At 58.3% G+C, this 18350-nt stretch carries 13 protein-coding genes; 10 read left to right on the top strand and 3 right to left on the bottom strand.

The window, feature by feature from the left end:
• Positions 1-18: 18 nt before the first annotated feature.
• The 5 genes from MEB48_RS02975 (at position 19) to MEB48_RS02955 (ending at position 10655) form a co-directional block, all read left to right on the top strand.
• Positions 19-8304 carry a two-partner secretion domain-containing protein gene (locus tag MEB48_RS02975; RefSeq protein ID WP_237881713.1) on the top strand — a complete coding sequence of 2762 codons (8286 nt, stop codon included), beginning with the start codon at positions 19-21 and terminating at the stop codon, positions 8302-8304.
• Entirely contained in the window at positions 8301-8747 is a 447-nt protein-coding gene (locus MEB48_RS02970) for a hypothetical protein (RefSeq protein ID WP_237881711.1), read from the top strand. Before MEB48_RS02975 ends, MEB48_RS02970 begins: the two co-directional genes overlap by 4 nt.
• A gap of 252 nt (positions 8748-8999) precedes the next feature.
• A complete protein-coding gene (locus MEB48_RS02965; protein ID WP_237881709.1) occupies positions 9000-9374 on the top strand; it encodes an SMI1/KNR4 family protein in 375 nt (124 codons plus the stop codon).
• Positions 9375-9515: 141 nt separating this feature from the next.
• Entirely contained in the window at positions 9516-9857 is a 342-nt protein-coding gene (locus tag MEB48_RS02960; RefSeq protein WP_237881707.1) for a hypothetical protein, read from the top strand.
• Between the two features lie 438 nt (positions 9858-10295).
• Positions 10296-10655 (top strand): DUF6124 family protein, encoded by a 360-nt coding sequence (locus MEB48_RS02955; protein WP_237881706.1) that lies wholly within the window; start codon positions 10296-10298, stop codon positions 10653-10655.
• Positions 10656-10838: 183 nt separating this feature from the next.
• Here MEB48_RS02955 and ppnN read toward each other — a convergent pair whose 3' ends face one another.
• A complete protein-coding gene (gene ppnN / locus MEB48_RS02950; protein WP_237881703.1) occupies positions 10839-12212 on the bottom strand; it encodes a nucleotide 5'-monophosphate nucleosidase PpnN in 1374 nt (457 codons plus the stop codon).
• A gap of 214 nt (positions 12213-12426) precedes the next feature.
• Here ppnN and MEB48_RS02945 point away from each other — a divergent pair, with 214 nt between their 5' ends.
• Together MEB48_RS02945 and MEB48_RS02940 are read left to right on the top strand one after the other, a co-directional pair.
• Positions 12427-12954 (top strand): DUF3087 family protein, encoded by a 528-nt coding sequence (locus tag MEB48_RS02945; RefSeq protein WP_237881701.1) that lies wholly within the window; start codon positions 12427-12429, stop codon positions 12952-12954.
• 149 nt (positions 12955-13103) lie between these two features.
• Complete coding sequence (locus MEB48_RS02940) at positions 13104-14681, top strand: sensor domain-containing diguanylate cyclase (protein ID WP_237881700.1); 1578 nt, start codon at positions 13104-13106, stop codon at positions 14679-14681.
• A gap of 15 nt (positions 14682-14696) precedes the next feature.
• Here MEB48_RS02940 and MEB48_RS02935 read toward each other — a convergent pair whose 3' ends face one another.
• Positions 14697-15083, bottom strand: coding sequence for a DUF2784 domain-containing protein (locus tag MEB48_RS02935; RefSeq protein ID WP_030130606.1), 387 nt, complete (start codon positions 15081-15083; stop codon positions 14697-14699).
• Between the two features lie 60 nt (positions 15084-15143).
• Positions 15144-16019 carry a 4-hydroxy-tetrahydrodipicolinate synthase gene (dapA, locus tag MEB48_RS02930; RefSeq protein WP_237881698.1) on the bottom strand — a complete coding sequence of 292 codons (876 nt, stop codon included), beginning with the start codon at positions 16017-16019 and terminating at the stop codon, positions 15144-15146.
• A 464-nt stretch (positions 16020-16483) separates the two neighbouring features.
• Between dapA and MEB48_RS02925 the strand changes: the two genes are divergently transcribed.
• The 3 genes from MEB48_RS02925 to MEB48_RS02915 all read left to right on the top strand — a co-directional run bounded on the left by MEB48_RS02925 (position 16484) and on the right by MEB48_RS02915 (position 18291).
• Complete coding sequence (locus MEB48_RS02925) at positions 16484-16795, top strand: AzlD domain-containing protein (protein WP_237882003.1); 312 nt, start codon at positions 16484-16486, stop codon at positions 16793-16795.
• A gap of 64 nt (positions 16796-16859) precedes the next feature.
• Complete coding sequence (locus MEB48_RS02920) at positions 16860-17018, top strand: hypothetical protein (protein WP_237881696.1); 159 nt, start codon at positions 16860-16862, stop codon at positions 17016-17018.
• A 373-nt stretch (positions 17019-17391) separates the two neighbouring features.
• The gene (locus tag MEB48_RS02915; protein WP_237881694.1) at positions 17392-18291 is read left to right on the top strand and encodes a polysaccharide deacetylase family protein; all 900 of its coding nucleotides are present in this window, start codon (positions 17392-17394) and stop codon (positions 18289-18291) included.
• Positions 18292-18350 lie beyond the last annotated feature (59 nt).

The following is an 18350-nucleotide window of genomic DNA, read 5'->3' as shown; positions in this document are numbered from 1 at the left end:
GCGTCAGGATTTTTGAATATGGACGTTCACCAGCTTGCCTTTCTGTCTCGCCAGCCTTCCGCTGCCGTGGCCCCTCGCACGCACTTCCTGGGCATGCCCAAACGCTTGCTGGCCTTGCTGCTGGCGAACGTCATGTTTTGGCAGCCGATTTGGGCCCAGGCCGAGGGCATCGCCATCAGTGGCGGCACCCAGACCGGCATCGGGCAGGCCGGCAACGGCGTACCGGTGATCAATATTGCCGCGCCCAACGGCGCCGGGCTCTCGCACAATCAGTTCAAGGATTACAACGTCGGTCGTCAGGGCGTGATCCTCAACAACGCGACCAACGCGGTGCAGAACACCCAACTGGGTGGCCACATCCTGGGCAACAGCCAGCTCGGTGGACGGGCCGCCAGTACCATCCTCAACGAAGTCAACGGCGGCAGTCCCAGCCAGCTCAACGGCTACACCGAAGTGGCGGGGCGGTCAGCGCGGGTCATTGTCGCCAACCCCTACGGCGTGAGCTGTAACGGTTGCGGTTTCATCAACACGCCGCGCGTGACCCTCAGCACCGGCAAACCTGTACTCGACGGCACCGGCAAGCTTGATCACTTCGAAGTCGATGGCGGCAGCATCACCATCGATGGCATGGGGCTTGATGCGGCCAACATTGATCAATTCGACCTGATTACCCGTTCGGCGAAGATCAACGCCAACATTTATGCCCGGCAGTTGAACGTCATCACCGGTGCCAACAATGTCAACGCCGACAGCCTGGCGACCACGCCTCGCGCGGCCCGTGATGCCGACAAGCCGCAACTGGCAATCGATGCGGCGGCACTGGGCGGGATGTATGCCAACACCATCAAACTGGTGGGCACCGAGCAGGGCGTCGGAGTCAAGCTGGCGGGCAACATGGCCGCCAGTGCCGGCGATATTCAAATCGATGCCGGCGGCCATCTGAGCATGGCGCAGGCATCGGCCCAAGGTGCCTTGCGGGTCAACGCGCAAAGTGTCGAGATGACCGGCAAGGCTTACGCCGGCAGCGTCGATGTGCGTACGCCCGGCGAGCTGTTCAACCGGCAGAGCCTGGCCGCCCGCGATCGCATCGACATCAATGCCGACAAACTCACTAACTCCGGTGTGATTGCCGCCGGCATCGAAGCCGACAACAGCCGCAACACCACGGGCGACCTGAGCATCACCAGCCCCTCCGTGACCAACAGTGGCAGCCTCGAAGCCAGTCGCGCGTTGAGCATCCGTGCGAGCAAAGACCTGACCAATCAGGGCGTGGTTCAAGGCGCGGCGGTCGATCTGACCAGCGCCCGGGTAACCAACCAGGGGGCTGCCGCGCGAATCGTTGGTGACCGGTCGCTGGTGATCAACACGCCGGCCATCGTCAACCTGGCGGGGGTGATCCGCTTTGGCGCCGGGCAGGCGGCCACCTTGCAACTCGACAGCCTGGACAACCGCGAAGGCTTGATCCAGGTGCTGGGCGGCAGCCTGACCATCACCGCCCGCCAACTGAATAACCGTGGCGGGCAAATCGGCGCCGATGGCCTCATCATCGATACCGATATGCTTGATAATCGCGCCGGCCTGCTTTCTGCCAGCGCAGGTAATGCGCAGGTGCACACCCGTGGCAGGTTCGACAACACGTCAGGCACGCTTCAGGCGCAAAACCAGCTCTCAGTCACAGGCAAGGAGGTGATCAACCGGGGCGGCAGACTGCTGGCGGTCAACGGAGACCTCGATCTGAAAGCCTCGAGCCTCGATAACCAGCGCGGCAGCATGCTGGGGGCCAAGGTCAACATTCGTGCGCCAGGCGGGCAGGTCGATAACCGCGGCGGGAAAATCGTCGGCGAACGCATTGATCTGAACGCCTCGGGGCTCGACAACAGCAATGCGGGGCTGCTGGCGGCAGGCGCCCAGGGCATGAGCCTGATCTTCGATCCGGCAGCCATCAAGGCGCAGCTGCTCAATCACAATGGACGCATACAGAGTGATGGGAGCCTGCTGCTGCAAGGTGGCTGGCTGGACAACAGCGGCGGCGTCATTCTCGCCAACGGTGGGCATGCCAGCCTGAAATTCGGCCAGGGCAGCATCAGCAACCTTGGCGGTACGGTCCAGGGCCACACCGTCGAGGTGACCGCCGGCAGTCTCGATAACAGTAGCAATGGTACCCGGGCCGGCATGATTGTCAGCCTGGTAGGCGGGCTGAAGCTGACGGTTGATTCGCTGACCAGTCGCGCCGGCAAACTCTTCGCCAAAACCGCGCTGGTGTTCAAAGGTTCCACGCTGGACAACAGCGGTGGACAGCTCAGTGGCAACACCGTTGACCTGACAGCCGACCACTTGATCAATCAGGGCGGCCTGATCGAATCCAACACCTGGCTTGCATTGCAGGGCGGCGCGCTGGACAACAGCGCTTCGGGAAGGATCCGTGCACTGGGCAACAACGCCAGTACGCTTCGCGCCTCGACAGACACCAGCACGTTCGATTTCACCGGCACCGTCAATAATCAGAACGGCACTATCGAGATCGGTAACTCGTCATTCAGTTTCAAGTCCGGCACGCTGGATAACCGTACCGGAACCCTCGAACACGCCAACACCGGGCTGTTCACGCTACACCTCGATCACCTGACCGGTGCCGGTGGTGATATCAGCGGCCTGGGCAGCGGCGACTGGGACTTTGGCGCAGTGGATGGGCTGGGTCATGCACAACTCAACGAGGCCCTGACTTACACCAGCGATTCGCTGACGCTGCAGTCCGGCGATCGCCTGGCCAGCAGCAGCGCTCTGGTGTTGAACCTTGGCAGCCTGAACAACGCTGGCGAGCTGCTCAGCGATGGCGACCTCACGCTGAACCTTACGGGCGATCTGTTCAACAGCGGTCGGTTATCCGCGCAAAGAAAGCTGAACATCACCGCCCATGACGTCAACCAGAACGGTGGACGCCTGGGGGCCGGCGCTGATACCCGCCTCAACCTGAGCGGTACGCTGGATAACCTCGGTTACCTGACGGCACGCCAGAACCTGCGCATCGACGCGGCGCAAATCAACAACCGTGGCACATTGGGTGCGCTAGGCAAGGTCGACCTCACCGCCCTCGGCGGCATCACCAACGGCGCCGACACATTGCTGTTCAGCGGCGGCGACATGACCTTGCGCGCCAGTAGCCTGCTCAACCGCTATGGCGACCTCTACAGCGCCGGAAACCTGAGCTTCGCCGGTATCGACGGCGGTGCCGCGCAAAGCTTCAGCAACCTCTCCGGAACCGTCGAAAGCCTAGGCAACATCAGCCTTCACGCCGTCTCGCTGGAAAACGCCAAGGCCGAATTCGAGCTGGAACAACAACGGGTAAGCGGCACCTTGAAGTGGGCGTGCAGCCAGCACTGTCGCGGTCATGACTCCTTCAAACGCGGCTGGATCACCATCGGCCAAACGTTCATCGAGCGCGCCGTCAAGGACTCTCCTTCGGCGCGGCTGGTCGCAGGCAAAGACCTCAACATCCAGGCTTCAAGCGTGCAGAACCGCTACAGCCTGCTGGCCGCCAACAACAACCTGACCATCATTGCCGATGACCTGCTCAACCAGGGCGCGTCCACCCGCACCGGGCAGAACACCATCGTGATCCGTACACCGAGGCGCATTTCCACCGGTTATTGGGATCAGATGCAATACGTCGACATCCCTGCCTTCAACAAGGCCGTGGCCGCTGGCAATTACGACGATGCCCGCTTCGAACTGCTGAAATCTCGCTCCAGCGACAGCCGTTTCCAGGAACGCAGCAATGTCACCGTCTGGTCCGACGATCCTCAGCCGACCTATGCCGCGACGATTCAGGCCGGCGCTACCGTCAACCTCAACGTCACGCGTACCGTGCAGAACGGAACGCTGCACCAGAACACGCTCGCGCAATTGACCGGGACGCTGGGCGACGACCAGACCGGCGTCAAGGTCGGCGGGATCGACATCAACCTCAACCCGCAGACGACCGGTGACGCCGTACAGCCCATCAAACCTGCCGCAACGGCTGGCAGCGTCCAGACTGTCTTCAAACCGGTGGATTACAGTGGCATCCCGTTCACCACCGTGGACCCGACGGCCGGGCCCACCTTCCAACTGCCCCAGGGCGACTACGGGTTGTTCATCAAGAACCCCGACCCGACAAGCCGCTATCTGATCGAGACCAATCCTAACCTCACGAACCTGTCGCAGTTCTTTGGTTCGGACTACCTGCTCAAGCTGTTGAACGTCAACGCCGACAGGACGTGGCGCCGACTCGGCGATGGCCTTTACGAGCAGCGCCTGATTCGCGATGCAGTGCTGGCGAAAACCGGCCAGCGTTTTCTCGCCGGCGGTTTGACCAGTGATTACGACCAATACCGCTACCTGATGGATAACGCCCTCGCCAGCAAAGATTCGCTGCGCCTGAGCCTTGGCGTCTCGTTGACGGGCGAGCAGGTCAGCGCGCTGACCCATGACATTGTCTGGATGGAAAACCGCATCGTCGACGGGCAAAAAGTCCTCGTGCCGGTGCTGTACCTGGCCCAGGCCGATAGCCGCAATGTACGCGGCGGCAGCCTGATCCAGGGTCGGGACTTGAACCTGTTCACCGGCGGCGATCTGGTCAACGTCGGCACGCTGCGCGCCAGCAACAACCTCAACGTGCAAAGCGCCGGCAGCGTCTACCAGGGCGGGCTGATCGAGGCCGGCAACGATCTGCAAATACTGGCGCAAGACAGCATTCGCAACGCCATGGCCGGTGAGATCCGCGCCCGCCAGGTCAGCCTTGTCGCGCTCAGGGGCGACATCATCAACGACCGCACCGCGATTCAGGTTCGCGACGGCGCCGGCATGCGCACCCTGACTGACGCGGGCAGCCGCATCAGCGCCCGGGATAACCTGGCCATTGCGGCCGGCCGCGACCTGACCAGCCACGGCGCATTAAGCAGTGGCGGCAACGCGACCCTGACGGCGGGTCAGGACATCAACCTGGCGGCCAAAACCGACACTCGCGTGAAGCATGAATTCAGCCACGGCGGCCACAAGTCGAGCATCACCACCGACGTAAAAAACCTCGCCGCGACCGTTACCGTCGGCGGCAACCTGACCGTGGATGCGGGCCGCGACGTCACTGTCATCGCCAGCCAGGTCAAGGCCGGGAACAACCTGACCATCAAGGCCGGCCAGGACTTCAACGTGACCTCGGCCGACGACATCCACAACGTCACCAGCAAAACCAAGGACGGCAAAAAACGCATCACTGAAGAAAACGACCGCACCACCCAAATCGCCAGCATCTTGAGCGCGGGCAACAACTTCAACGCCCAGGCCGCCCGCGACATCAACCTCATCGCCAGCAAGATCAGCGCCGGCAACGAAGCGTATCTGTACAGCGGCAACAAGCTGAACCTGCTGGCTGCGCAGAACAGTACGCATACGCTGTATGACATGAAGGAGAAGGGTAACTGGGGCGCCAAGAAGGCCCAGCGCGATGAAGTCACTCAGATCACCCACGTCGGTACCGAGATCAACACCGGCGGCCGCCTTACCCTCGCCAGTGCCGGCGATCAGCGCTACCAGGTGGCCAAGCTCAACAGTGGCAAAGACCTGATCCTTGAAAGTGGCGGTGCCATTGCCTTTGAGGGGGTCAAGGACTACCACGACGAAAGCCACACCAAGAGCAAGAGCGATTTGGCCTGGACCAGCTCCAAGGGCAAGGGCAATACCGATGAAACGTTGCGTCAGAGCAAGCTGATTGCCCAAGGCTCGTTGGCCATTCGGGCTGTCGATGGGCTGAAAATCGACATCAAACAGATCAATCAAAACACCGTCAGCCAGACCATCGATGCGATGGTCAAGGCCGACCCGCAACTGGCCTGGGTCAAGGAAGCGGAAAAACGCGGGGATGTGGACTGGCGCCAAGTGAAGGAGGTGCATGACTCCTTCAAGTACAGTCACTCCAACCTGGGCCAGGGCGCGATGCTGGCGATCATCATCATCGTGACGATCCTCACCGCTGGTGCGGCCAGTGGTCTGGCTGGCGCGGCAGCCGGGGCTCAGGCCGGCACTGCCTCCGCCATGGCGGCGGCGACGACTGCCGAGGCTGTGGCCGCAGGGGCAACCTATGTCGGGGCAGGCTGGGGCAACGTCATGGCCACGGCGGCGATGACGTCCATGGCCAGCACGGGTGCCGTCAGCGTCATCAACAACAAGGGTAATCTGGGCGCGGCTGTTAAAGACACTTTCAGCAGCGACAGCCTGAAAAATGCCGCCATTTCCGGGATGGTCGCCGGGTTTACCACCGGCGTGATCGATCCGAAATTGGGTGGGACAACCAAGCCTTACAACAGCATCACCAAGGGTTTTGACTTATCTACCCTTGAGGACGTAGGTGGTTTCGCCGTGCATGCCGGCGCACAAGGCGTTACCTCGGGCGTGGTCAAAACCGCAGTCAACGGCGGCAGCTTGGGCGACAACCTGGTCGATGGACTCGTGGCCCAGGCCGGGACCGTTGCCGCGGCAGTGGGGTTCAGCCAGGTCGGCAGTTTCGCTCAGAAAGAGTACCTCAAGGCAGTGGCCGATAAAGACTCAGTCGGCATAGCGCTGTGGGCCGAGGGTGGCGCTGGACGAACCGCGCTGCACGCCATGATGGGTGGCGCGATGTCCTCGGCCACCGGCGGCGACTTCGCGACCGGTGCGGTGGCCGCCGGTGCCAGCCAGGCCATGGCTGGCGCTTTGAATGATGTTTTCAAAACGCAGCCGGAATATCGCGAGGCCGCCGCACAAATTGTCGGCCTGACCGCCGCCGGGCTTGCCGGTAAAGACGTTGAGAAAGCGGCCTGGGTTTCGCTGATGGCCGATCAGTACAATCGCCAGCTTCACCCGGACGAAATCCCGCTGCTGGAGAAACAGGCCGATAGTCTGGCGAAGGAAGCCAATCTCAGCCCTGCAGAAGCGGAAAGACGCCTGGCCAAAGCGCTGGTGTATTACACCGACAAAGACTGGAACGGTGTGCTGAACGGCCAAGGTGCTGCACCCGATGCCCTGACGGTCAAACACTTGGGTATCGCGCTCTCGCCGCTGGGCGCCACGTACGCACCCGCAGCAGCGACGGATATTCCGGCAACCGGTCCCGCGAAAACCTACACCCCTACCGAAACCGCCGCGTTAATCGCCAACTACAGCAGCACCCATGCGGCGCAGTACGCGGACAAAACAATCAATGCCATCAATCTGCAAGGGCTCTACACCGGCGATCTCAGTTATGAATACGCCAATTACTACCGCAAGAACCTGGCAGTCGGCCCGGGCCTGACGGATTGGGGTACGGTAACCGGCAGCACCCAAGGTGCGGGGAGGGCATTGTCGGAGGCAACGGGTTCGGCGTGGGCCTTGCTGAGCAATCCGGTGCAAGGCAGCGAACAAATCGCCAATGGCCTGGTAGGGCTGACTAAGCACCCGGTCGACTCGTTGATGAGCAGCGTCGAGGCGAGCCAAACCAAAATGGCGTTGGCGAGCCTCTACGACATGCAGGGCAACACCGCCGCCAGCGCCGCGATCCGTGCGCAAAGCGACGTTGAATTTGCGTTGAATTTCCTTCCGGTGAACCGGGTTAAGACGCTGGCCCAGTTGGGGGCAAGTAGTACGGTCGTTAAAGCCGCTGACAACGTTGTACTTCCAGCGGGTTATCGTGAGGGAAGCTCAGCAGGAGCGGCGTTTAACGAGACGGGTGCACTGCCGGAAGGCTATCGTCGGGTCGTTAATACCAGGACCGGTAATACTGAAGTCGTCGGCTCAGATGGCGTCTTTTATTACGAAGCCGCTGAGGGTGGACTGAGGCCGAAGGCTGGGGGTAATCTGGCGGAGTTGGTGGCGGCTGAGGCGAGGGTTGCGGGGGCAAAAGGGGCAGGTACATTATCTCCAGAACGAGGTCTTGCCTATGAGAATCCATCAAGCCTTATCCAAAGTCGTGTAAGTGAAATCCAGTCACAAATTCCTGAAAACTCCCAAGGCCGAATAACGATGGGCGTTGCGGTGGTAGAGGATGCGAATGGTGTCCGCTCTGTTCTAGTCAGTACTAGTGAACCTCGTGGTTATCTTCGCCAAGGAGTGAGTTTACAAGAAGGTGAAAAGGTAGTAGTTGGAACCGGTCACGCAGAGGCCGATATTGTTAATTATGCCAACACTAATGGGTTGAAAGTTGTTGACATTGGAGCGACGAGACCAGTCTGTGCATCATGTCAGAATGTAATTGAACCTACAGGAGCCAATGTATCAACACCATTAAAACCACTGCCAAAGGTTAAGCAATGATTATGCGTTTAGAAGCGGTTGAGAAAGGTCTTGTAGAAAGGCTGAAAGCAGCTAGCCCAAAACGGCAGCGAAGCGCGGTCAGGGTTGCTTGTGAGCTTGCTTTTCAGGCAGTTTCAGTGGATATGCCTCTTGTTGTTGACGCCCTTGAACAACTACGTCGCGGGGAAGAATTTACAAGTGGGCAGATATCTGCGTTAGAAGGTTTGGTTGCAAAGCTGGATGATCAATACTTTGACTTGCAGGATAGGTTAGAAGATGAGCAGGGTTTAGATGTGGATGCTCTTCAGCTGTTTAGCCAGGCGCGAGCTGTCTCGGCGTTGTCCTTGGCTGGTGGAGAAAATTCGCTTATGTCAGCGGCGGAAGCAATATATGAGGCATCATCTGCCGTTGATGATGGAGCCAGTATCTTTGGAGCGGTGCTTTTGGTTTTGTCAGAGCCCTAATCTGAAGCCCTTTTGTGCTGTATAAACCTTGAGCCTGGGAAGGGAAAGGGGACGAATTTATTTGTCCGATGGTTTGACCGAAAGTTAGAGGGTGTTTTTTCGGGCATCTTCGCGAACAACCCCGCCCACAACGGGATAGGACGGAAAAGGGACGGATTTATTTGTTTGCTTTGGGCGTAGCGAGCAGAAAATAAATCTGTCCCCTTATTTTTCTTGGTGGAACAAATTGCTGAAAGATCTAGGAAGATAGAGATGAAATATAATTTGACAGAGGGACAGCTCAATGGTCCTGCTCAATCTGAAACTCTTGATGGTCTGTCGACACTTCCTAAGAATTATATCGACTTTCTCAAGGAACATAATGGTGGTGAGGGCTTCATAGGCGACAACTACATTATTTTTTGGAAAGCTGAGGAACTGGTCGACTTCAATCGAGAGTATGAGGTCGAAACATATGCCCCAGGCATCTTCTTGTTCGCTTCAAGCGGAGGCGGAGAAGGATATGGCTTCGATACTGACGATGCAGCTATGCCGATAGTGCGCATCCCGTTTATAGGTATGGATCGGCAGTATATTGACATAGTAGCCCGCGACCTTCCGGGTTTATTTGCTTGGTTGGCAGACTGAAATGAATAAGCAAGTGCGCCCCAAGGGCATGGAGCTGTTCGAGCTTACACCGGTCATTATGGGGGGGATCCAACCTCTCCTGAAAACAAAACCTGGTTGACGAGGCAGCAGCATTTTGAGAATAGTGGTGTTGAAATCAGTATGCCGGTACATGAGAGGCTTAATTTGCTTCCTGATAGAACTGGCGTTTTAGTGGTTTTTGATAAGGAACCTTCAAAATTTAGTTGTCCTGAAGTCCCTTGGTTTTTTGGTTTTCCCAATAATGCTGCGATCTACAATGCCGACGGGTCATTGCGTTTTCAACTGCACAATCCCGAGGGTGAAAACAGTTATATTGGGGCAATCCATACCGGTGCGATGCCCGATCATCCTGACACGCTAGGGGTCTTGGTAGGTACGGTAGGGCATGATCCAGAATGGCTTTATTTAGTTGATTGTAATAGTCCAGAAATAATAAGTACGGGGAAGTGGATTCGCTATTAGTTACGGCCTGGTTTATGTGAGTAAAAAGAAATTGTATTGGGTGAAGGGGGCGGCCCATCCACCGCAAAACCCGAAGTGCGGCCAATAAACAGGCGATGTTTAATCGACATCTCCAGATACTCACTCAGGCTACACATTCTTGCGCCGTTGCCTACGAATACGCCAGAATTCGCCGGCTTGTGCGCCTTGAGGCCCGGCTCTATCGTTTCCGGGTCGCTGACGAATCAGCGATCGGGTCTCGCAGCCCGTGTATCTCTAGACGCACAACATCCTCCGTTCGTGAACAGGTACGCCTGTCCGTTCATGTTATGGCGGCTGTACGTGGGAGACCTTCGGGTCTGCCGGTTCTAGAGTCCCGGTCTGCGACCTGCGTATAGCTGCCACCTCTTTTCGTCTCGCAGCGAACCGTGGCCGCTCCATGACTCTAGGAGCTTCATCATGATCAAACCGACACCCAATCCGCCGGAAACCGATCCAACATCCCCCTACGAATCCCTCGACTCCAAAAAACTCAACGAAGCCGCCGACCGCGCCCTCGATCACTACCTCAAACCGCCCATCCCCAAAGACACCAAGCGCAAACCCAGCACCATTTACCATGTGGGTGCGAAGGTCGATAACGAAACCCTGCTGGTCAACGCCTGCGAATCCCTGGCGTCAGCGAGCATGATGCTCAGTGAGTTCGCCGGGTTGATGGACATGCCCCATCGCAACATGATGTTGGGGATTCAACAGGTGGTGATGCTTGGGGAGTTGGCGGTGAATCGGGTGCTGGATAACCTTGATCCGCAAGGCTAGCGAGGATTTGATCGTTCCCATGCTCCAGCGTGGGAATGCCTCAACGGACGCTCTGCGTTCGGCTCTGGAAGGGACGCGGAGTGTCCCGGGCTGCATTCCCACGCAGAGCGTGGGAACGATCAAAACCCCGCATCATGCGGGGTTTCTTGTCAAAGTGTGGTGTTAAAGCTCACATCAATATTGTTACGCCACCACCTGATAACACGGCACATACTCCGCGCCGCCCGGCAGTTTCATCCGGTGCTGGGCGACGAAGGCTTTGAGCAGTTTGTCCAGCGGTTGCATGACGGCGGCATCGCCACGGATCTGGTATGGCCCGTATTCTTCGATCAGGCGGATGCCCTTGTCCTTGACGTTGCCGGCGACGATGCCGGAGAACGCGCGGCGCAGGTTGGCGGCCAGTTCGTGGGAGGGCAGGTTGCGGCTCAGTTGCAGGTTGGCCATGTTGGCGTGGGTCGGGTCGAACGGGCGCTGGAAGCCTTCGTCGATCTTCAGCAGCCAGTTGAAATGGAACGCGTCGTTGCGCTCGCGACGGAACTGTTTGACCTCTTTGAGGCCTTGAGTCATGTATCGCGCCACTTCAATCGGGTCGTCGATGATGATCTCGTAGTGCTGCTGCGCGGCTTCACCGAGGGTGGCACCGACGAAGGCGTGCAGCTGCTCCAGATACGGCGCGGCACTTTTCGGCCCGGTGAGCACCACGGGGAAAGGCAGGTCTTCGTTGCCCGGGTGCATGAGGATACCGAGCAAGTACAGGAATTCTTCGGCCGTGCCCGCGCCGCCGGGGAAAATGATGATGCCGTGGCCGACCCGTACGAATGCTTCCAGACGTTTTTCGATGTCTGGCAAAATCACCAGTTCGTTGACGATCGGGTTCGGCGCTTCGGCAGCGATGATCCCGGGTTCGGTCAAGCCCAGATAGCGGCCGCCGTTGATGCGCTGCTTGGCGTGGGCGATGGTCGCGCCTTTCATCGGGCCTTTCATCACGCCCGGGCCACAGCCGGTGCAGATGTCCAGGCTGCGCAGGCCGAGTTCGTGGCCGACTTTCTTGGTGTATTTGTATTCTTCGGTATTGATCGAGTGGCCGCCCCAGCACACCACGATTTTTGGCTCGACACCGGGGCGCAGGGTGCGAGCATTGCGCAGCAAGTGAAAGACGTAGTCGCTGATGCCCTGGGAGGTGCTCAAGTCGATGCTCAATGCATCGAGCTCGTTTTCGGTGTAGACGATGTCGCGCAGGGCGCTGAAGAGCATTTCGCGGGTGCTGGCGATCATTTCGCCATCGACGAAAGCGTCGGCTGGGGCGTTCAGCAGTTCCAGGCGTACGCCACGGTCTTGCTGGTGAATGCGGATCTCGAAATCTTTGTAGGCTTCCAGAATGGTCTTGGCGTTATCGACATGGGCGCCGGTATTGAGGATGGCCAGGGCGCACTGGCGGAACAGGGTGTAGGTGATGCCGGATGAGGCTTGGCTCAGTTGCTGTACTTCACGTTGGGACAGTGTTTCCAGGCTGCCTTTAGGGCTGACCGAGGCGTTGATTACATGTCGTTGGGTCATTCAATGATCCTTAAAACGATGTCATTCGCCGGTGGGCGCATGGCATCCGAATAGTGTGTATCCATGGATGAAGATGACACGAACTGCGCTATATCGCCATGTTCCCCGTTTTACGATGAAAAGATGAAAAGGAGCTCCAGCATAGCTAAATCCTTACGGGAGGCGATAATGCCTCGCACTCTTTTTGTTCTCCCACCCAAGGAAGCCTGCCGCGATGTTCGAAATTCAGCCGATGAATGCCCAGACCTATCGACGCCAGACGCGGCGCAGCACGGTGATCATCGCCCTGATGTTCCTGGTGCTGGCGATGGTGCTGTCCACGGCGGCGGTGGCGCTGTTCGGTGAGCCCGGCGGTGACAATCTGCGTTTTAACGTGGGCGGGGTGTTTGCCGCGTTATTGCTGGTGGCGGCGCTGATGCGCGGCAAGTTCTGGACCCAGGAATGGATGGCGCCAGCGGTCTACGGTTGGCAGCTCAAGCGTAACCTGATGAGCATCACTAACGTCATGCACCAGGTAACGGCGGCAGTGGAGAAGGGCGATCCGAGCGCCATGAAGCTGCTGCGTTTTTATCACCTTGGACTGAGCCAGATGCACCAGTTGGACGGTAATTCCAGCGATCATAGCCAGCTGACTCATGAGATGGACCGGCACAAGGCGCGGATGGAAATGCTGGGCATCGAGACCGAACAGACGCAATTGAATCCGGCCTGGCTTGAGGCGGTGAAACAGATACCTCTGTAACAGACTGGCATGATTCAATAAGCGTTTTCGTGCAAATCACCTATCGTATCGTTGTCGGGTTGTAATGAGTTGAGCGCCAGGCACGGCTGGCTGGCGCTAAAAGGGCGAACGGGAAAATTCGCCATGTCATAAAGGATTAAGGGAGCGTCATGGGGCATCCGTCCGTCAAAGACCATATTGAAAGCACTCGGCTCACCATGCCTTGGATGCCCGGGTCGGTTGAGTCGAAACTCAAGGTTCGATACGCGGTCTTTCTGCTCGTTGCGGTCTGCCTGTCCATGACGGCCATTGTGATCGGCGAAGTCTGGAACGCGCGCCAGTATCATTTGCGCAACAGCGAAGTGGCGATGTCCAACCTGGCGCAAACCTTGGCCTCGCAGGCGCAGGCCTCGATCAAACAGGCCGACACCTTGCTGTTTGCCTTGGTGGATCGCCTCGAAAACGACGGCATGGAACCGGAGAAATTTCCCCGACTGCAACGTTTGCTTCACGCCCAGCGCAGTGAACTGGCGCAACTCCATGGACTGTTCGTTTATGACGAAGAAGGGCGTTGGCTCGCTAACTCCAACAAAGCTGTGCTGGCCAATGCCAATAACTCTGACCGTGAGTATTTCATCTACCACCGTGATCATCCCGACCGCGGTCCTCATATCGGTTCGTCGATAAGAAGTCGCTCGACCGGTGAGTGGATCATGACTGTATCACGCAGGATCAATCACCCTGACGGCCGGTTTGCTGGCGTGGTGATTGCAACGATCTATCTCAACCATTTCCTGGATCTGTACAACAGCATCGACATGGGAAAAAACGGGGTGATCAACCTGATCGCCGACGATGCCACCATCATCGTTCGCCGCCCGTTCAACGAAGCCGATATAGGCACCAGCGTCGCCAAGGGGCCGCTGTTTACCCAACTGTTACCCAAGGGCGATTCCGGTACGGCAATCGTCAAGTCCCATGTGGACGGAGTGGAGCGGGTCGTGGGTTTTCGACGGGTCCAGGGTTATCCGCTTATCGTCTTTGCCGCGCTCGACAAGGATGAAGTCCTGGCTGGCTGGCGGCAGGAGTCAATACTCAGTGCGGGCATCGTCTCATTGCTGCTGGGGTTTCTGGGCATTCTCGGGTATCGCCTGATTCGCGTCATGAAGCAGCAGAATCATATCCAGAACGAATTGCTGGAGACTCAGGAAACACTCATCGAGGTCAACCGCAGCCTTGAGTTGCTGGCGCTGGAGGATGCATTGACCGGGCTTTCCAACCGGCGTCAATTCGACCTGTTCATCCTGGCGGAAATGGGCCGCGCCAGGCGTACCCACACCAGCCTTGCGTTGCTGATGATCGATGTCGATCATTTCAAGAGTTTCAATGATCACTACGGTCATTTGGCGGGCGATGAGTGTTTGCGCAAACTCAGCGCCATCATCATCGACAACATTCAGCGCCCCGGCGATCTTGCTGCCCGTTTCGGTGGCGAGGAGTTTACGGTGGTGCTGCCCGGCACCGATTATGTGGGGGCGTTTCTGGTGGCCGAAAAGATCCGGCGCGCGGTTCAGCAAATGGACATCAAGCATAGCGGCAGTCCCGAAGGCATCATTACGGTCAGTCTGGGGGTTTGTGCCTACAACCAGACATCGCAGAGCCAGCCCGAAGATTTGATCGGTGCAGCGGACAAGGCGTTGTACGTGGCCAAGGCCAGTGGCCGAAACATGAGCGTCATCGCCAACTGAATTCAACCAGACCGGTTACTGCCCTGAGCGGGTCGGGTGCCGCAACTTCCATAAACGGATCAGCCGCAGATAGATCAGCACGTTGATCGCCAGCACCACGCTGCCCAACCCCAGCTGAATCGTGGGGGTGAGCCCGGCCGGATAGATAATCGGCCACACGTAATGTTCGATAAAACCGCCGCCGTAACCGGTTTGCCCGGCTGCTTGGCGCATGAGGTTTTCCCATTCGGTCAGCGGGCACGTCAGATGGAAAACTTCCACGATCACGCCCCACGCAGCGGCGGGCAGGTGCCACCAGACCAGATGGTGCCATTTGAGCACCAGCAGCCCGCCGAACAGCACGAACAGAATGAACAGCAAGTGAGAAAGCACCAGCCCGTCGGCAGCGATTCGGTAAAGCATGTCGATTCTCTGACGCGTTATGTGAATCACTCCATGGTACTCGGGCTGGGTACTTGTGCTCTATCGATTGCTGTTTTCAAGCAGGGCCAGTACGCCTTTCAAACGCATCGCCGTGGCTTCGCTGCTGCATTGCATCGGCGCGCGCAGCTCGTCGTGGATCAACCCTTCCAGCGCCAGGGCGGTTTTCACCGGGGCGGGATTGGGCTCGATGAACAGGCTGTGAATCAGTGGCAGCAATTGGAAGAAGGTCGTTCGACCGGCCGCTAACCGGTTGTCGCGGATCTGTTGATACAGCGTCACGAACAGCTCGGGATGAACGTGGGCCGAGGCGGCAATCGCGCCTTTGGCGCCCAGGCACAGCGCGCTGAAAATCTGATTGTCTTCACCGCACAGCACGTCGACTTTGCCGCTGGCGAGCAGCGCAAACGTGGTGGCGGGATTGCCGCCGCAGTCCTTGATCGCGACGATTCGCTCATGGGCGACGATCCGGAGCAAGGTTGCCTGCTCGAAGGCTATGCCGGTGCGATAGGGAATGTCGTAGAGAATGACCGGGACGCTGGAAGCATCGGCGACGGTCTTGAAAAAGGCTTCCAGGCCGGCCTGGGAAGGGCGGATGTAGTACGGCGGTGGAACCAGCAAACCCGCCAGAGGACGTTTCAGAATCTCGCTCTGCAATTGCAGCAGCTCGGCGAGGTTGTTGCCGGCCAGGCCCATGACCACGCGTTCTGGCGCTACCTGCTCCAGCACCGCATCGAGCACCGCCAGTTGCTCCGGTTTGCCCAGCGCCGCGGCTTCCCCGGTGGTGCCGCAGACCACAATGCCATCGACGCCTTTTTCCAGCAGATGATTGACCAGCCGCCGCAACCCGTCGAAGTCGATCGCGCCATGGTGAAACGGCGTAACGATGGGAACCCAGATACCTTGAAACGATGACATGCACTTTCTCCTGAAGGTTGACCGATGTCGTCACCGTCAGAAGCGTAGAAGGAAGTCAGCAAGAAGGAGGGAGTGTCCGCCGCGCTCAATGTCCTGTCAGCTCATCTGACGGGACAGCGCGCCCCGGTCACATGAGCGACTGTTTCTTCGATTTAAGGGCGTGCGCAACGCAACCTTGCGCCTTGGCATTCAAGCCAATGACGACAGTGTTGAGGTTGAAGGTTGCGGACATGGTTGCTTACACCCTGAATGAGGTGCTCAGTTTTAAAAGTCGGCGCGATGTTTGTCAATCTCGAAAATCAGCAGCGGTTGCGGGCAAGTGCGCAAGATTGTTCAAGCCATCCATCGCGACTGCTGGCACAGTCTGGGGTCTTTCCCTGATTGTAGAGCGTTATGTCCAACTCGGGGTTGGCGGGCATGACCGCAGGCTTTATCTGCAACAAACTCTATGTGGGGCGCACATGATGGTCTGGGCTGTGATTATCGGGATGGGCCTGTTGGTATTCCTGAACCGCTACGTATTTCTCGAGCCTCGACTGCCGGTGCGCTTGAGCAGCAATGCCCGGCAGTTCCTCGGTTTCGCGGTGCCGGGCATGCTCACCGCGATCTGCGGGCCGATTGTGTTCATGCCGGACAAACAGTTGAACCTGCAGTGGGACAACCCCTGCCTGATCAGTTCGCTGGTGGCCGTGGGCCTGGTGCTTTACACCCGCAACACCTTGCTCAGTATGTTATTGAGCATGGGGTTCTTCTTTTTGCTGCGGTGGTGGCTGTGAGTCGTCCCATCCGAACTGTTCTATGCTTGATAGATGGCTGATCCTTTGAGGATAGGAGGTGGACATGACCATTGAACCAAAGCGTCCGGACCCGGATGAGGACATCGATGAACCGACTGAGGAAGAGCTCGAGCAGCAGAGGCGTTCGACGCCGGACTGGAAGCATCCTGACGACGGTAAAGAACTGTCGGACCGCGACCAGGAGCGCCCGCTGAAGCCCTGATCGGGTTACACATACGCAAAGGCCCCGCCAATTGATGGCGGGGCTTTTTAGTTTCAGCAGCCTGAAATGCAATCATCAGTAGGAGCGAGCTTGCTCGCGAAAGCGGTGTATCAGTCAATATCAATGCTGAATGGCACACCGCTTTCGCGAGCAAGCCCGCTCCCACAGGTAGAGAGGGGCAATGCGCCTGTTGCGGGCAGAAGAAGGAATGTACCGAAAAAACAACAAGCCGCGGGAGCGGGCGCTGGAACCAAACACTGTGTACCCTTATCCAACCTCGGCTTGCAGCGATCTGCGGGCCGGCAAGGGATGAATGGGCGAGGGTTTTTTGCCATTAAACGTGATGACCGCAAGGTCTGGCCCAAGGCAAAACATGAAGCAGTTGGTCAAGGTTCTCTCCGCATTCGCCATCGCAGTCGGTCTGTTTGGCTGCGTCGCCGCACCCATTGAAATGACGCCGCAGACGCAACAGCGTTTGCGCGAGCAAGCGCCGATCCGCTTTCTGCTGACCTTCGACGATGGGCCCAGCGCATCCGGTTTCTACAACCCGACGGTCACCATACTCGACAGCCTCGCGCGTAATCCGCTGCAACCCGACATCAAAGCGGTGTTCTTCGTGCAGACCCGCGCCTCCCGCGCCGGCGGCAGTGATGTGGGCCGGCAGATCATGCGTCGCGAGCAGGCCGAAGGTCACCTGTTGGGTTTCCATACGGCCACGCCCCGGCACACCAACCATCGCTCTCTGGACCCGCAAGAACTGGAGCAGTCGCTCAGCAATGGCAGCGCCGATATCGCCGCGCTCACTGGCGCTTCGCCGACCCTGGTACGTCCGCCATTCTGGAACTACGACAAGCGCACCTTCGCGGCCTATCAACAGCATGGCATGCATGTACTGCTGACCGATCTGAGCGCCAATGACGGCAAGATCTGGGGCTTCAACGCAAGCCTTCGTCGACGGGCCAATCTGCTGCGCCAACTGTCCGAAGTCCGCGAGCGCATCGCCCTCGGAGAGTTGCCGACGGTGGATGGGGTGATTCCGGTGGTGGTGACCTTTCACGACCTGAATCGCTATACCGCCCGGCATACCCGCGAATATCTACAGATACTGCTCGACAGCGCCCGTGCCACGGGAGTGATCACGGCACAGAAAGCGTTTTACGACGACACGGCAGCGCTGCAGCGGGCAGCCATGGCACGTACCGTCCGTGACAGTTCAGAGGCGGTTGAATTGCCAGGGATCTGGAACTGGTTGTGGGGCGCAGATACCCACTGATCGATGTCGGGCGATTAACTGTTCAAAGTGAGAAGTAGCTAACACTAATTGTTAGCGTT

This window comes from Pseudomonas sp. PGPR40, assembly GCF_022014505.1.
Taxonomy (GTDB): domain Bacteria; phylum Pseudomonadota; class Gammaproteobacteria; order Pseudomonadales; family Pseudomonadaceae; genus Aquipseudomonas.
The sequence above is the reverse complement of the archived record's forward strand: the minus strand, read 5'-3'. Positions and strand labels throughout refer to the sequence as shown.

Bases quoted from the DNA above. Each gene is read 5' to 3' on its own strand.
- MEB48_RS02945 (WP_237881701.1), top strand. From the start codon at position 12,427: ATGTTCGAAATTCAGCCGATGAATGCCCAGACCTATCGACGCCAGACG.
- ppnN (WP_237881703.1), bottom strand. From the start codon at position 12,212: ATGACCCAACGACATGTAATCAACGCCTCGGTCAGCCCTAAAGGCAGC.
- MEB48_RS02920 (WP_237881696.1), top strand. From the start codon at position 16,860: ATGACCATTGAACCAAAGCGTCCGGACCCGGATGAGGACATCGATGAA.
- MEB48_RS02970 (WP_237881711.1), top strand. From the start codon at position 8,301: ATGATTATGCGTTTAGAAGCGGTTGAGAAAGGTCTTGTAGAAAGGCTG.
- MEB48_RS02960 (WP_237881707.1), top strand. From the start codon at position 9,516: ATGCCGGTACATGAGAGGCTTAATTTGCTTCCTGATAGAACTGGCGTT.
- MEB48_RS02965 (WP_237881709.1), top strand. From the start codon at position 9,000: ATGAAATATAATTTGACAGAGGGACAGCTCAATGGTCCTGCTCAATCT.
- MEB48_RS02925 (WP_237882003.1), top strand. From the start codon at position 16,484: ATGGTCTGGGCTGTGATTATCGGGATGGGCCTGTTGGTATTCCTGAAC.
- MEB48_RS02935 (WP_030130606.1), bottom strand. From the start codon at position 15,083: ATGCTTTACCGAATCGCTGCCGACGGGCTGGTGCTTTCTCACTTGCTG.
- MEB48_RS02940 (WP_237881700.1), top strand. From the start codon at position 13,104: ATGGGGCATCCGTCCGTCAAAGACCATATTGAAAGCACTCGGCTCACC.
- MEB48_RS02915 (WP_237881694.1), top strand. From the start codon at position 17,392: ATGAAGCAGTTGGTCAAGGTTCTCTCCGCATTCGCCATCGCAGTCGGT.
- MEB48_RS02975 (WP_237881713.1), top strand. From the start codon at position 19: ATGGACGTTCACCAGCTTGCCTTTCTGTCTCGCCAGCCTTCCGCTGCC.
- MEB48_RS02955 (WP_237881706.1), top strand. From the start codon at position 10,296: ATGATCAAACCGACACCCAATCCGCCGGAAACCGATCCAACATCCCCC.
- dapA (WP_237881698.1), bottom strand. From the start codon at position 16,019: ATGTCATCGTTTCAAGGTATCTGGGTTCCCATCGTTACGCCGTTTCAC.